Source organism: Noviherbaspirillum suwonense (genome assembly GCF_900182955.1).
In the GTDB taxonomy this organism is placed as follows: Bacteria; Pseudomonadota; Gammaproteobacteria; order Burkholderiales; family Burkholderiaceae_D; genus Noviherbaspirillum_A; species Noviherbaspirillum_A suwonense.
Map to the genome: position 1 here is coordinate 483,371 of NZ_FXUL01000001.1, position 14,243 is coordinate 497,613.

Here is a 14,243-nt window from a genome sequence, read left to right on the forward strand (position 1 = left end):
ACAGACATGGATGAACAGGACCGCCACGACGCCGGCATGAAAGTGCGGCGGGAAGTGCTGGGCGATGCGCACGTCGACCGCGCGCAAGCGAAAAAGAACGAGCTCACAACCGAGTTCCAGGACATGATCACCCGCTATGCGTGGGGCGAGATCTGGACCCGGCCCGGCCTGCCGCGGCATACCCGCAGCCTGATGACCATCTGCATGATGGTGGCGCTGAACCGCGAGGAAGAACTGAAGCTGCACCTGCGGGCCGCGTCGAACAACGGCGTCAGCCGCGACGAGATCAAGGAAGCGCTGCTGCAGGCGGCGATTTACTGCGGCGTGCCGGCGGCCAACTCCGCCTTTGCGCTGGCGCAGCAGGTGTTTCGCGAGATGGATGCGCCCGGGTCCGCCTGAGGCTGCATGACGGCCGCATGACGAGTGCATGAAGTCCTAAAAACAAGAACGACAGCAATGACAGCAAAGGGAGTGGAGCCAGCATGTATCTCAGATCGAGCGGACGCGCCATGGCGGGCGTGACCCGGGCATCGGCCGGGCAAGCGGGAGGCGAGCCGTGGGCAACCTGATCGGCGTGCTGTTCGACGGCGTCGCCTATGGCAGCCTGCTGTTCCTGATCAGCGTCGGCCTGTCGGTCACGATGGGCCTGATGAACTTCATCAACCTCGCGCACGGCGCCTTCGCCATGCTCGGCGGCTTCGTCTGCGTGACGCTGCTGTCGCGGCTGGGCGTGCCCTTTTTGCTGACGCTGCCGCTGGCCTTCCTCGCCAGCGCCGCCGCCGGCTTCGTGCTGGAACGCCTGCTGTACCGCCGGCTGTACAAGGCGCCGCACCTCGACCAGGTGCTGTTCTCGATCGGGCTGACCTTCATGGCCGTGGCAGGCGCCACCTATATCTTCGGCCCGTCGCAGCAGCCTGTGGAATTGCCGGCCTGGCTGCGCGGCCAGGTGGGCATTGCCGGTCTGGATGTCGGCCGCTACCGCCTGTTCCTGATCGGCGTGGTCGTGCTGGTCACGCTGGCGCTGGGCTACCTGATCGAGCGCACCCGCTTCGGCGCGCAGATCCGCGCGTCGGTCGACAACCAGGTGGCGTCCGCGGGGCTGGGCATCAATGTCAGCCGCGTGTTCAGCCTGACATTCGCGCTCGGGTCGGGCCTGGCCGGCCTAGGCGGCGGCCTCGGCATCGACGTGCTCGGCCTGGACCCGACCTTCCCGATCAAGTACATGGTGTACTTTTTGCTGGTCGTCGCGGTCGGCGGGGCGGGCACCATCAAGGGCCCGCTGCTGGCGGCCATCGTGCTGGGCATCTTCGACGTCGCCGGCAAGTACTACGTGCCCGAGGTCGGCGCTTTCGTGATCTATGCGCTGATGGTGGTCCTGCTGCTGCTGTTCCCCAACGGCCTGCTCGGGAGGCGCACATGACGCCCCCGGAAATCGTCCGGCATGGACTGGCCGACGGCCGCTGGAAGCCGCTCGAGATCCTGTTCTGGCTGCTCCCGGTCGCCGCCTATTTCCTGGCGCCGGGCTACCTGGTGCTGATCAGCCAGATCATGATCGTCGGACTGTTCGCGCTGTCGCTCGACCTGATCCTCGGCTATGCGGGCATCGTCTCGCTCGGCCACGCCGCCTTCTTCGGCCTGGGCGCCTACACGGCCGGCCTGCTGGCCGCGCATGGCTGGGGCGAACCCATCAGCGGCCTGTTCGCGGCCGCCGCGGTGGCGGCGCTGGCCGGCTACCTGGTGAGCTTCCTGATCGTGCGCGGGCAGGACCTGACCCGCCTGATGGTCACGCTGGGCATTGGCCTGATGCTGTTCGAGGCCGCGAACAAGGCTGCCTTCATCACCGGCGGCGTCGACGGCCTGTCCGGCATGATGGTCGGCAAGCTGCTGGGCGTGTTCGAATTCGACCTCTACGGCAAGACCGCCTACATCTACAGCCTGGTCGTGCTCTTTATCCTTTTCGTGGCCTTGCGCCGGCTGGTCAATTCGCCTTTCGGCCTGTCGTTGAAGGGCATACGCGAAGGCGGCCGGCGGATGCCGGCGATCGGCGCGGACGTCAGCCGCCGCCTGTCGGCCATTTTCACCGTCGGCGCCGCGGTCGCCGGCGTGGCCGGTGCGCTGCTGGCGCAGACCACGCAGTTCGTCGGCCTCGACTCGCTGGGATTTGCGCGTTCAGCCGAGCTGCTGATCATCCTGGTGCTGGGCGGCACCGGCCGGCTGTACGGCGCGCTGGTCGGCGCCATCGTCTTCATGGTCGCGCAGGACACGATCGCCGGCCTGAACCCGGCCTACTGGCAATTCTGGATCGGACTGCTGCTCATCGTCATCGTGCTGTTCGCGCGGGGCGGCATCCTCGGCGGCCTCGAGCGGCTGGCCGCTCCATTGCTGCAAGAGAAGCGGAACGGAGACCAGCCATGAGCGGCATCGGATTGCGCACCGAAGGCCTGTCCAAGCAGTGGGGTGCGTTCAAGGCCAACAGCGACATCAGCCTCACGTTCGCGCCGGGCGCGCGGCATGCGCTGATCGGGCCCAACGGCGCCGGCAAGACCACCTTCATCAACCTGCTGACCGGCGCGTTCGCGCCGAGCGCCGGCCGCGTCTTCCTCGGCGACGAAGACATCACCGGCCTGCCGCAGCACATGCGGGTGAAGCGCGGCATGACGCGCACCTTCCAGATCAACACGCTTTTCCCCGGACTCACGGTGCTGGAGTCGGTGATGCTGGCGCTGTGCGAACGCGATGGCCGGCACCGCGTCTGGCACCAGACCGTGGCGCAGCAGAAGCGCCAGGCCGACGAGGCGATGGCGCTGCTGGCCTCGCTGAAACTGGAGCGCGACGCCGGCACGCTGACGCGCAGCCTGGCCTATGGCCGCCAGCGCCTGGTCGAGATCGCGCTGGGCCTCGCCACCCGGCCGCGCGTGCTGCTGCTCGACGAGCCGGCGGCCGGCATCCCTTCGGGCGAGAGCGCGGAGCTGTTCGAGGTGCTGTCGGCATTGCCGCGCGATGTCACGGTGCTGTTCATCGAGCATGACATGGGGCTGGTGTTCCGGTTTGCCGACCGCATTACGGTGCTGGTGGGCGGCAAGGTGCTGTGCGAGGGCACGCCGGACGAAATCTCGAAGGACCAGCGGGTCAGGGAAGTGTATCTGGGAGAAGCCGAGCATGACTGAATTGCTGGCGCTGGAAAAAATCACGGCCGGCTACGGCGACTCGGTCGTGCTGGAAGACGTCAGCCTGTCCATGGACGAGGGCGACAGCCTTGCGCTGCTGGGCCGCAATGGCGTCGGCAAGACCACGCTGCTGGTGACGCTGATGGGCCTGACGCGCCTGCATGGCGGCGCCATCCGATGGCGCGGCGACAGCCTGGCCCGCGTCGCCACGCACCGGCGCGCGCAGGCCGGGCTGGGCTGGGTGCCGCAGGAGCGCTACATGTTTCCGTCGCTAACCGTCGAGGAGCATCTGACCGTGGTGGCCCGGCCCGGTCCCTGGAACCTGAAGCGGATCTACGAACTGTTCCCGCGGCTGGAGGAGCGGCGCGCCAACATGGGCAACCAGCTCTCCGGCGGCGAGCAGCAGATGCTGGCGATCGCGCGGGCGCTGATGACCAATCCGCAGCTGCTGCTGCTCGACGAGCCGATGGAAGGCCTGGCGCCCATCATCGTGCAGGAACTGGTGCGCGTGATTCGAAGGCTGATCAGCGAGGAAGGGCTGGCGGTGATCGTGGTTGAACAGCATGCGCGGCTGGCGCTGTCGATGACGAAGCATGCGATCGTGCTGGACCGCGGCCGCATCGTGCACCAGGGCAGCAGCACGAGCCTGCTGGACGACAGGGCGACCCTGGACCGGCTTGTGGCGGTGGCCTAGCGGGCGGTGTCCTCGCCGTTAGCATCGTCATCTTTGCGCGCGCCAGGTGCGCCTGGCCAGCGCCCAGCATGCCCGCTGGGTCTTAACCTTGGCCTAATCTCGGGTGGCGATCCGGGCACACTGGTTTACAGTGGCGCCCGCCGTACCGGGTTAAATGTCCACCAAACCATCAGGGAGAAATATCCATGATCATCAGGCTGATAACTGCGGCCGTCGCAATGGCCCTGGCCGCGAACTGCGCGATCGCGCAGGAAAAAATCAGGATCGGCCTCGTCCTTCCGCTCAGCGGCCCGTATGCCGACTATGGCAACCAGATCAGCAACGGCGCCAGGCTATACATTGCCCGCCATGGCGACACCATCGCCGGCCGCAAGGTCGAACTGATCATCCGCGACGATACCGGCATCGCCCCTGAACTGACCAAGCGACTCGCGCAGGAACTGGTCACCAACCAGCATGTCGACGTGCTGGCCGGCTTCGGCCTGAGTCCCGGCGCGCTCGCCGCCGCCGCGGTCGCTACCCAGTCCGGCAAGCCCATGGTCGTGATGAATGCCGCCGCCTCGGTCCTGACGAGCAAGTCGCCGAACATCGTGCGGGTCTCGCACACCCTGCCGCAGCTTTCGCAGCCGATGGCGAAATGGGCCCTGCAGAATCAGGTCGGCGAAGTCTATACGCTGGTTGCCGACTTTGCGCCGGGGCTCGATGCCCAGGGCGCGTTCAAGGCGGCCTATGAGGCAGGCGGCAGGAAGCTGCTTGGCGAGATGAAGGTCCCGGTCGGCAACGTCGACTTCAGCGCGGCGGTGCAGCGCATCAAGGATGCCGGGCCAAGCGCCGTATTCCTGTTCCTGCCCCCCGGCGAAGCCACCATCGCTTTCATGAAGACCTGGGTCGAGCGGGGCATGGACAAGGCCGGCGTGCGGCTGCTGGGAACGGTCGACCTGGTCGACGACAGCATCGTCGAGGCCATTGGCAAGCCGGCGCTGGGCGCCATTACCGCCGGCCATTATTCCACCGCGCATGATTCCGTCCTCAACCGCGAATATGTCGCCGCCTACGGCAAGGCCTATGGCACGCGGATGCGGCCGAACTACATGTCGGTTGCCGGCTATGACGGCATGGCGGCGATCTACACGGCCCTGAACAAGACCGGCGGCGACAGCGATGCCGTCAAATTTACTGGCGCATTGAAAGGCGCAAGCTGGGAAAGCCCGCGCGGCACCGTGAAGATCGATGCGGACACCAGGGATGTCGTGCAGACCGTTTATATCCGTCGCACCGAACAACGCAATGGCGGCATCTACAGCATCGAGTTCGACAAGTTCACCGAGCAAAAGGCCTTTTAGCCCGAGCCACGGGCCTGGTGCGCTGCCATCCGGCCCGTGCCGCGCTAGCCTGCGGCGCTGGCCTCATGCTGCCGTTCGACAAGACGCCAGACCGCTTCATCCAGCGCCGGCAGATCGAATTCCCGCGCATCCAGCCGTAGCGCCAGCACCAGCCGGGCGTTGATCACCGCTGCGCGCAGGTAGGGCGCGTTACCGTAGCGCGCGTTGCCCAGCCTCAGCGCGAATTCCATCTGGGGCAAGGGGTCGAATGCGAGCGCCGCGCTGACATAGACCAGCATCTCCCGGGAAGCCAGCGCGGGCGTGCAGGCGATGCCGACGATTTCACCGGAGTCCAGCGCCAGTTCGACGCCCTCGTCGGCGTCGAACTGGAGATTGTCGATGCCGAGGGTGTCCCCGAACTCCCTGACTGCCTGTTGTATCCAGTCCATCGTAGGTCAGGGCGCCGGCGCTGCCGCTTCTTCCCGCAGGATGGCGGCTTCCAGCACGGTTTGCGCAGCTTCCTGCAACTTTCCCAGCCCCCGGATGCTGTCATAAATACGGTCGGGCATGGTGCGGAGGATTTCCTTGATGCCCTGCAGCGTGAAGATCTCGGTCCATGCATCGCAGTCGAGTCCAAGCTTGGCCAGCAGTGTCTCGAACTGCGAGGGCTGCGAGCTTCCTGAGTCAATCACATCAAGCAGTCCCAGCACCATCATGGTTCCATTCACCGGTGGAACCTCCACCTTCGCCCTGGCAGCTGCGCCGGCCAGTTTTTCCTCGAACTCATCCACCATCATCAGGAAAGAAGTGGAAAGGTGCATGCTGGAAAGGCTGTCGAGGATCTCGGATAAATGTGCCTTGTCGCTGGAAGACCGTTCGGCCCGGAGATCGTCTCCCAGCGCCTTCTTCGTCCTGTCGATCTGCACATTAATATCGTCCAGCGCATAAAACTTCAGCATGTTGCGCAGCACAGCGGTGAATTTCGTACTTTTTTCGGAAGTGATTTCGCCATAGGCATCGAGGAAACGCGCCGGTTCGGGGCCGTCGATCGCCGCATCCAGGGCGTTGTAGCTGCCACGGATCTGGTCGCCGTCCAGCAGTTCCAGTTCCTTGATCGCCGCCTGCACCTCGCAACGCAATTCATCCCGTTCTGCGCTCGCAGCGCCGGCGGCTTGGTGCGCACGCAGCCACAGCTTGGACAGCTTGCGGCCATCGCCGCGCACCGACTTCAGCATCTGCGCCATTTGAGGCGCATTGCCGTCGAGCCCTTCGAGCGATTCCGCGAGCGCGCCCAGCAGTTCGGGATTTTCGCCGCAGGCGAGGATGTCACGCGCCAATTGTTCCGGGTCGACATTCCTGCGCCGGAATGCCTGGACGGCATTCAGGCCCAGCGCCTGCCGCAGCACCGCGCCCAGCAGCCTCGGGTTGCGCCGTGCGGCAAAAAGCATCTTGCGCAAGCGCTCCGGCTCCCCGCTGGATTCCAGCGCCGGCGCAAACATGGCCTCAAAACTGCTTTCGTCGGTTTCCCCATGTTCAAGCTGGCGCAGCAAGGCCTTGCGGCTGCCAGGCGGGCGGCCCTTCATCGACGCGGCGATCAGCAGCCAGTCAGATTGGTCCGCATCCACGTCGAGCAGGCCGGCGGCAAGATGCAAGGCCAGGTGCTTGCGCACCAGCCGGTTCCGGACGCCGCCAGGCTCGGGCATCTTCCGCTCCAGCACGATCTGCCGGACCATTTCCATGACTTCAGCCTGTCCTTCGATCGCATTCAGGGCCTTGGCGGTCTGGTCGGGCGCCATCGTTTGAAAGCCGGATTCCAGCGCGAGCGTACGGGCTGCGAGCGGCCGGTTGATGCCAAACGCATCCCGACCCAGCGAATGCGTTCTGTCGGACCGGGCAACCAGCACGCCTTTTGCCGCAGTGCCATTGATCTGTGCGCGCCGGAGCAGGTACTTCCTCTGCTGCGAAGCAGTCCTGACGCCTGTCAGGTTGCGAGCCTTGCCAGTTGCATCCATGAGATTTCAACCCAGGGTGGAAAAAGATTTGGTCCTTCGTAACCTGACTCGGCCATCTGTTCAGGATGGTCCGCCGGCAGACTTGCCAGCCGGTGAACCGCCAGCGTTGCCCAGTTACTCAGCGAAGAGCCAAAAGACCGAGCCGCACAAAGCCTGGTTAAAGCCTGCACAAAGCAGCGACATTCAACCCGTGGGGCATTGATATGAACGAACCCGATGTCAGCATCCGCAAGACCCAAGAATTTATCGAGGATGCCCAGGAAATCATCGCAAGGACAAGAGACCTGATGGCCGCCCTGAACAAGCTGGCCGGCAAAACCGGCGACCACGATGAAGCAGACCCGAAAAAACTGGCCCAGCAGGCACGCCTGGAAGAGGAGCTGGAGTCGCTGGTCCAGCGTTACTTCACCCCGCTGGCGGCACCATCCGACGGAACGGGCCAATCGAACAACAGCCGCACACCTGCACCAGGCGGCAGCGCGGCCATTCCGCCAGGCCGCTTCCGGCCACGCATCTGACGCGCCCCGTGGAGCCGCAATGGCAATCACATCCTTCCGTTTTCATCGGCAAGACATTGCCGTAACTATGCGCAGCATGGCACGTGCTGCCGCCGCTCCTTTTGGATGAACCAGCTACAGGAATTGGAATGGAAAAAGAAATCAGCGTCACGACACGAAACGCACAGGCCGCTCCGCAAGGCATCATGGGCAGTCCAGCCGGAACGCCGGCGGTAAGCGATGGCCCGCCAGTGAAAGACATCACGCGCGCACTCCATGACGCATTCCGCGTCCTTTATGCGCGAATAGGCGCCGCTGCGGAAGTCGTGAACCTGAGCCTGAAACAGAAAACCAAAGACATTGCGGACTGTACCGATCTGCTGAACGGCCTGAAAGCATGGAATACACCGCCCATCATTGCCAAGACGCCGCCCGACCCACTGAATCCCGCGAATCAGGACCGTATAAACAAAACCGATGCGCTTTACCTCAACGGCATAAGCATTCCAGATAATAATTATGATGCCGTCCGGTACGCCTACGGCAGTCCGCCTTCGATAGGCTATTCCAGGCTGCCAATTCCTACGCCGCCTTTGAAAGCCATGGAATCCGTTCCCGGCCAGGTTTACGATTTTGGGACCGCCCAGGCAAACGGCAGATATCAGGTTTGTTCAAACGTTCCACCATTGGGTTATGTGTTCGATCCTGTCATACCGCCCATATCGTCGAAGACGCAGAAGGGAACCGATTTCAGCAGCTGTACGCCTGGAGACCTGGTCCAGGATCTCGACACCGGGCGATACTATCGGGTGTCCAATGCCAAAACAGGCGTCGAGGTCACCGGATATCCGCTGCAAAAATTCATTCAGTCGCCGAACGATGATGTGATTTCCAGCCTGATCGCCCAGATTAATCAGAAAATCAGCGCCTCCTCCGATCTTTCGAAAGGGGACTCCCTGGAAGTGCAAAAGCTGAGCGGCCAACTGAATACCGTCGTTACCACGTTCGTCGCGATACTCGAAAAAATCACGGCGGCATGTAACGCGATCATATCGAACAGCAAGTAGCCATCGTTTGAAAGCGTCGACCATGCCTGAGTCTGAAGCGCGTAGCAAGATACGCCATTTCGACCACGTTGTTCCCATGCTGCGCAAGGCAGTCCTTCGCACGACATCGGTGAAACTCCGGGGTCGCGTCATACAGGTAACCGGGACCGTGATCAAGGCAGTTGTTCCTACGGTAAAAATAGGGGAGATCTGCATCCTTCGCAATCCTGGCGATGCGTCCGATATGAAAGCGGAAGTGGTCGGCTTTTCCAAAGGCACCGCATTGCTGATGCCCACCGGCGACACCCACGGTATTTCCGCCGAGACGGAAGTCATTCCGACCGGGCGGGTTCACATGGTGGCCGTCGGCACGGAATTATTAGGCCGGGTGCTGGACGGTCTTGGCAAGCCGCTGGACATGGATACCTACGGGACACTTTCCACCGCGCGCAGCTATCCGGTATTTGCCGACGCGCCCGATCCCTTGCGTCGCAAAATTATCTCGACGCCGATCGCGCTCGGCGTACGCGCGATTGACGCTCTGCTTACCTGTGGCGAAGGTCAGCGAATGGGAATATTCGCTGCCGCCGGCGGCGGCAAGTCAACGCTGATCGCAATGCTCGTCAGAAATGCGGATGTGGATGTCACGGTTGTCGCGTTGATCGGAGAGCGCGGTCGGGAAGTCCGCGAATTCATCGAAAATGATCTTGGTGACGAAGGCAGGGCTAAAGCAGTAATCGTCTGTGCCACGTCCGACCGCTCGGCGATGGAACGTTCGCATGCCGCCTACACGGCGACCGCCATCGCGGAATACTTCCGGGACCAGGGGAAGAGGGTGCTCCTTCTAATGGACTCGGTGACGCGATTCGCACGTGCGCAACGGGAAATCGGCCTTGCCGCCGGCGAGCCGCCGACGCGGCGCGGCTTTCCGCCTAGCGTATTCGCCACGCTCCCCAAGTTGATGGAGCGTTCCGGCATGAATGACAAGGGATCCATTACCGCGCTCTATACGGTGCTTGTCGAGGGCGACGACATGACCGAACCCATCGCCGACGAAACGCGTTCGATACTTGATGGTCACATTATTCTTTCCCGCAAGCTTGCATCGGGTAACCATTACCCCGCCATCGACGTATTGGCTTCCGTCTCGCGTGTGATGAATGCAATTGTCAGCGATGAACATAGAAATGCGGGACTTAAAGTGCGCGAATTGCTCGCAAAATTTCAGGACATCGAATTACTCGTGAAAGTAGGCGAGTACGAGGAGGGAAGCGATCCGATCGCTGACGAGGCAATCGAAAAAATTGACTCGATCAACCGTTTCCTTCGACAGGACATCAATGAGCATGTCTCGTTCGACGACATGCTGGATGACCTGACCATGCTTGCAAACTGATGCAGAGACGCAGTTTCTGTTGTGCGGAACTGTTCTTCATAAACGTTACTAACAAAGTTAATGCCGCCATTTCAGACAAAAAGCTTTTGCACCGGGTCATAAGTTACATGTTGCCAGTTTCAGGATTATTCAGTTGCCGTAGCAAATCCGGCAGTCGTAACCGTAAGCTCCGTCGCCATGTGCGGTCAGTTGAAAGATGCTGCTTGAGAGCCGGATGAATACCGGACGGGAGTTCACCATGTCAGGCTACCGGGGCGATCATGAAAATTATTGAAGATCTTCTGCGAATCAAGACGCATCGCGAAAATCAGGCTGAATTGCAATTATCGCAGGCGAGCAAACTATTGCAGTCAGCGATAGAAGCGAGGATAGAGGCCAAAGTTGCTCTCGACCAGGCACATGGCGCCCATGGCGCCCGAAAGGCCGCACTCTACGCAGATCTTTTTTCACGGCTTGTGCAACGGAGTGACATCGACATCGCACACGCCGAACTCGAAAAAATGCACGTGGTAATCAAGGAGTGCGAAGTGGCCCTCGAATCGGCCAGGCAGAAACAATCCGACGCAGAAAAAAACCGCGAGCAGATGCGGATTGCGTACAGAAATGCATGCAGGGCACGCGAAAAATACACCGAGCTTTCGAAGCAGGCAAGTATCGAAAATACACGGATCGAGTTGCACAAGGAGGATATGGAACTGGAAGAACTATCTCCCAAGCGATCCGATGAAAACGCCGCTACCTTGACCACGCATCCAGAATTCGCCCCATGAGCTCCGCAAGAAGTCGTGTCGACTATGGACCAATAGCCCTGGCAGTTGGCCCGGTGCAGGAAGCCAGCGTCAACCAGGAATCCAGCAGCCATATCGGCCGCGATTCAATCCGGCTTCGCAGCCTGCTTGGGCGTTCGGACCCGAAAAAAAACAGGCCCGAATTCGACTGCCATTCTGCAATGGAAGCTGCCGATTGCGACGGGACATTTGAAGGAATGCCGGATGAGACGGCACTGATGCTGGAACTTCAGCAACTCTGGACAAGTAATGGAAAGGAGGGTGTTCGAGAGGTGCGATTGCGATTGCCGGAAGCGATCTTGCCGCAGACATGGGTCCGCATATACGAGAACATCGGCGCGCTGCAGATAGAGCTTACCCCCGCGCTGGAAGGAACCAGGCAATGGCTTGACCGGTGTGCATCCAGACTTGCCGAAGAGATCGCAGATCGATTGCAACGCTCCGTTTCCGTATCCATTCGAAATGCTAACGGCCTGGAAATAAGCCGCGCCCAGTTCCAATGGGAAGACGGAATAAGCTCATGACCGGAGCATTGCATCTCAGACGTACATCTGTAGCAGAAATCGCTGTCCGCAATAGCTTGTTTCAGGGTGGCTTGCATATCGCCTTTACCTGGCTGGGCCGCGAATGGGAATGCAGCATGTGGCATTCTCGTGCAGCCCGGGAACGAGATGTGCGAATACAAATTGATTGGGGCGGGTCGGAAGCCGTACTGCATGCGGATCTGCAATTGCTCGAAATGGCCACAAGAACACTACTCCAGGAATCCGACGTGTCGGCGCTGCCACCTCAACTGCGGCTGGCGCTTCTGGAAACCGCATTTGACGAACTGGCGGATCAACTGCAGGCGGCAAGCAAGAAACATGTTTGCATCAAGGATGTGCAGGTGGTCGAAGGCCGGGTCGATTCGGATGTCCATTTCGCCGAACCCGACCGCATGCGCTGGACTGTCGCATGTGACGATTACGAATTCGATGGAGAGTTGGTGCTAGACGCACTTGGGATGTCGATCGCATCGGCGACCAGGAGAGCGCGTGAATACGACCCTCGCACCAGGCTAGCGCTTCCCGAATTGCCTGTCACGATGCAGTTCATTGTAGGAAATACGACCGTATCCCTGTCAGCCTTCTCATCGATACAAGTACGCGATGTGATCGTTCTGGATGAAAGCTGGATGCGGCAGGATACGTTGACTGTCATGGTTGCAAATAACGCTATTTTTCGTGTTCGGATATCAGGTGCGCGGCTGGTAGTGACAGAAGGGCTGACAAAGACAATGGATGATTCTTTCGATGATATCGAGTACAGCACGGGCGAGATTGTCAATGATCTTCCGATCAAGCTGACGTTCGATCTGGGTGAACGGACGCTTCCCCTCGGAGAACTGCAGACTATCGCTCCCGGCTATGTGTTCGACCTGGGGCGCGACTTTCGTCAGGCGGTGACGATAAGGGCGAATGGAATGCGTATTGGAGAGGGTGAACTGGTCGATATCGAAGGGCGTACCGGTGTAGCGGTGTTGTTCGTATCAGGTCGGCCAGAGTGATGCGCGAGCCATGCGCTTGCACTTGCAGCGCGGCAGGAAGAGCCAGGCATGCGCTCGATTGATCCGATTGCGCTGTCACTTGCGCTAGCGCTGTTTTCCCTGGTGCCGATCCTGATAGTAACGATGACCTCGTTTCTCAAGATATCCATCGTCCTGTCGCTGGTGCGCAATGCGCTTGGGGTGCAACAGGCGCCTCCGAATCTTGCTATCTATTCATTGGCCTTGCTATTGACCGTGTATGTCATGGCGCCGGTGGGCAATGAGATTTCAAAGCTGATCTCGCTTGACAAGGTGTCGCAGGAAAGTATGGGAATTCCCGTTTTGATCCAGGAAGTCCGAAAGGGAGCCGAGCCGCTAAGGAAATTTTTAGTGGCAAATAGCAGTCGTGACCAGCGCAATTTTTTCCTGGATCGCGCGCGCCAGATGTGGCCGGCCGAACTAGTGGCTGACGCGCAGCCCGAGGATTTTCTCATTGTGACGCCGGCATTCATGGTTTCCGAACTTACGTCTGCGTTTCAGATCGGATTTTTGCTCTACATGCCATTTATTGTCATCGATCTCATCATTTCGAACATATTGATGGCAATGGGAATGATGATGGTTTCACCGGTAACCATTTCACTCCCGCTCAAGCTATTTCTGTTCGTAATGGTGGACGGGTGGTCCAGGCTGATCCACGGCCTTGTTCAGACTTATCTCCCTTAGCGGCATGGACATACCAGACCTCACCGCCGTCGTGATCAAGGCATTGCTGCTGACCCTGTGGCTTTCGATGCCCGCCATTCTGGTTGCATCGGTCGTCGGCGTCGTCTTTAGTCTGATCCAGGCATTAACCCAGATTCAGGAGCAAACCCTTTCCTTCGGCGTCAAGCTCATATCCGTAGGCGTCACGATATTTCTAACCGCCCGGTGGATGGGAGGTGAAATCTTTAATTACACCGTGTTCCTGTTCGACACCTTTCCGGCCATGGTCCGCTGAAATGCCGCTTTCATGGATCGTATGGCCTTTTCCTGAGTTGATGGCCTTCGGATTTGCGCTGCCGCGCATGTTGGCAATTTTTTCTGTTCTGCCAATGTTCAATCGCCAGGCATTGCCGGGAATGCTGCGCATCGGCGTCGCAGGGGGCCTTGCGTTATTTTTAGTGCCTGGTCTGATCGATCCCGCAATGGCAGTAGAACGCGGAACCGGCGAAATCATCGCTATATGCTTCAAGGAAGCGCTGATCGGATTTTTGCTGGGATTTATCATTGCGATGCCGATATGGGCGTTCGAGGTAATGGGCGCATTCGTGGACAACCAGCGCGGCGCCAGCATTGCCCAGACGCTGAATCCCCTTACCGGTCACGAGAGCTCGCCGTTGGGCGACCTGTTCAGCCAGACGATCGTCGTCCTGTTGTTCATCACCGGCGGCTTCACACTGATACTCGCCGCCATCCAGGACAGCTACCGACTGTGGCCCGTGCTCTCGTTCTTCCCCGACCTGGATGCCAGTACGCCTGCTTTTCTCCTGTCGCAACTCGACCGGATGATGAGGTTGGCGATCGTCATGAGCGCACCCATCATGTTCGCGATGTTGCTGGCCGAAATCGGTTTGGCCATTGTCAGCCGGTTCGTGCCACAGTTGCAGGTGTTTTTTCTGGCGATGCCGATAAAGAGCGGAATTGCGATTTTCATGTTCTCGATCTACGTGGCCGTGCTATTCGACTATTCAATCGACGCGGTCAGGAATATCGGCGCGCTTACCCTGCAGCAGTTGACAACGATATTCAGGTGA

Annotated in this window: 17 protein-coding genes; 15 read left to right on the top strand and 2 right to left on the bottom strand. The window is 60.3% G+C overall.

The window, feature by feature from the left end; genetic code table 11:
* Positions 1-6: 6 nt before the first annotated feature.
* The 6 genes from pcaC (at position 7) to QOL82_RS02275 (ending at position 5,204) form a co-directional block, all read left to right on the top strand.
* Positions 7-399, top strand: a complete 393-nt coding sequence (pcaC, locus tag QOL82_RS02250; RefSeq protein ID WP_283440589.1) for a 4-carboxymuconolactone decarboxylase — start codon at positions 7-9, stop codon at positions 397-399.
* Positions 400-556: 157 nt separating this feature from the next.
* Positions 557-1,420 (top strand): branched-chain amino acid ABC transporter permease, encoded by an 864-nt coding sequence (locus QOL82_RS02255; protein ID WP_283440590.1) that lies wholly within the window; start codon positions 557-559, stop codon positions 1,418-1,420.
* Positions 1,417-2,415 (top strand): branched-chain amino acid ABC transporter permease, encoded by a 999-nt coding sequence (locus QOL82_RS02260; protein WP_283440591.1) that lies wholly within the window; start codon positions 1,417-1,419, stop codon positions 2,413-2,415. The genes QOL82_RS02255 and QOL82_RS02260 overlap by 4 nt, the downstream gene beginning before the upstream one ends.
* A complete protein-coding gene (locus QOL82_RS02265) occupies positions 2,412-3,167 on the top strand; it encodes an ABC transporter ATP-binding protein (protein WP_283440592.1) in 756 nt (251 codons plus the stop codon). The genes QOL82_RS02260 and QOL82_RS02265 overlap by 4 nt, the downstream gene beginning before the upstream one ends.
* Positions 3,160-3,861 carry an ABC transporter ATP-binding protein gene (locus tag QOL82_RS02270; RefSeq protein WP_283440593.1) on the top strand — a complete coding sequence of 234 codons (702 nt, stop codon included), beginning with the start codon at positions 3,160-3,162 and terminating at the stop codon, positions 3,859-3,861. Before QOL82_RS02265 ends, QOL82_RS02270 begins: the two co-directional genes overlap by 8 nt.
* A gap of 185 nt (positions 3,862-4,046) precedes the next feature.
* Complete coding sequence (locus QOL82_RS02275) at positions 4,047-5,204, top strand: ABC transporter substrate-binding protein (RefSeq protein ID WP_283440594.1); 1,158 nt, start codon at positions 4,047-4,049, stop codon at positions 5,202-5,204.
* Between the two features lie 44 nt (positions 5,205-5,248).
* Here QOL82_RS02275 and QOL82_RS02280 read toward each other — a convergent pair whose 3' ends face one another.
* Both QOL82_RS02280 and QOL82_RS02285 read right to left on the bottom strand, forming a co-directional pair.
* Complete coding sequence (locus tag QOL82_RS02280) at positions 5,249-5,632, bottom strand: type III secretion system chaperone family protein (protein ID WP_283440595.1); 384 nt, start codon at positions 5,630-5,632, stop codon at positions 5,249-5,251.
* Between the two features lie 6 nt (positions 5,633-5,638).
* On the bottom strand, positions 5,639-7,195 hold the full coding sequence (locus QOL82_RS02285) for a TyeA family type III secretion system gatekeeper subunit (protein ID WP_283440596.1): 1,557 nt from the start codon (positions 7,193-7,195) through the stop codon (positions 5,639-5,641).
* A 203-nt stretch (positions 7,196-7,398) separates the two neighbouring features.
* On the opposite strand from QOL82_RS02285, the gene QOL82_RS02290 reads away from it, so the two are divergent.
* The 9 genes from QOL82_RS02290 to sctT all read left to right on the top strand — a co-directional run bounded on the left by QOL82_RS02290 (position 7,399) and on the right by sctT (position 14,243).
* Positions 7,399-7,713, top strand: a complete 315-nt coding sequence (locus tag QOL82_RS02290; protein ID WP_283440597.1) for a hypothetical protein — start codon at positions 7,399-7,401, stop codon at positions 7,711-7,713.
* 128 nt (positions 7,714-7,841) lie between these two features.
* Complete coding sequence (locus QOL82_RS02295) at positions 7,842-8,759, top strand: hypothetical protein (RefSeq protein WP_283440598.1); 918 nt, start codon at positions 7,842-7,844, stop codon at positions 8,757-8,759.
* A gap of 22 nt (positions 8,760-8,781) precedes the next feature.
* Complete coding sequence (gene sctN, locus QOL82_RS02300; RefSeq protein WP_430438422.1) at positions 8,782-10,134, top strand: type III secretion system ATPase SctN; 1,353 nt, start codon at positions 8,782-8,784, stop codon at positions 10,132-10,134.
* Between the two features lie 260 nt (positions 10,135-10,394).
* Positions 10,395-10,904, top strand: a complete 510-nt coding sequence (gene sctO / locus QOL82_RS02305; RefSeq protein ID WP_283440599.1) for a type III secretion system stalk subunit SctO — start codon at positions 10,395-10,397, stop codon at positions 10,902-10,904.
* A complete protein-coding gene (locus tag QOL82_RS02310) occupies positions 10,901-11,446 on the top strand; it encodes a hypothetical protein (protein ID WP_283440600.1) in 546 nt (181 codons plus the stop codon). The genes sctO and QOL82_RS02310 overlap by 4 nt, the downstream gene beginning before the upstream one ends.
* Complete coding sequence (gene sctQ, locus QOL82_RS02315; RefSeq protein ID WP_283440601.1) at positions 11,443-12,468, top strand: type III secretion system cytoplasmic ring protein SctQ; 1,026 nt, start codon at positions 11,443-11,445, stop codon at positions 12,466-12,468. The genes QOL82_RS02310 and sctQ overlap by 4 nt, the downstream gene beginning before the upstream one ends.
* Positions 12,469-12,516: 48 nt before the next feature.
* Positions 12,517-13,173 carry a type III secretion system export apparatus subunit SctR gene (sctR, locus tag QOL82_RS02320; protein ID WP_283440602.1) on the top strand — a complete coding sequence of 219 codons (657 nt, stop codon included), beginning with the start codon at positions 12,517-12,519 and terminating at the stop codon, positions 13,171-13,173.
* Positions 13,174-13,177: 4 nt separating this feature from the next.
* The gene (sctS, locus tag QOL82_RS02325; protein ID WP_283440603.1) at positions 13,178-13,447 is read left to right on the top strand and encodes a type III secretion system export apparatus subunit SctS; all 270 of its coding nucleotides are present in this window, start codon (positions 13,178-13,180) and stop codon (positions 13,445-13,447) included.
* A 1-nt stretch (position 13,448) separates the two neighbouring features.
* Positions 13,449-14,243 carry a type III secretion system export apparatus subunit SctT gene (sctT, locus tag QOL82_RS02330; protein ID WP_283440604.1) on the top strand — a complete coding sequence of 265 codons (795 nt, stop codon included), beginning with the start codon at positions 13,449-13,451 and terminating at the stop codon, positions 14,241-14,243.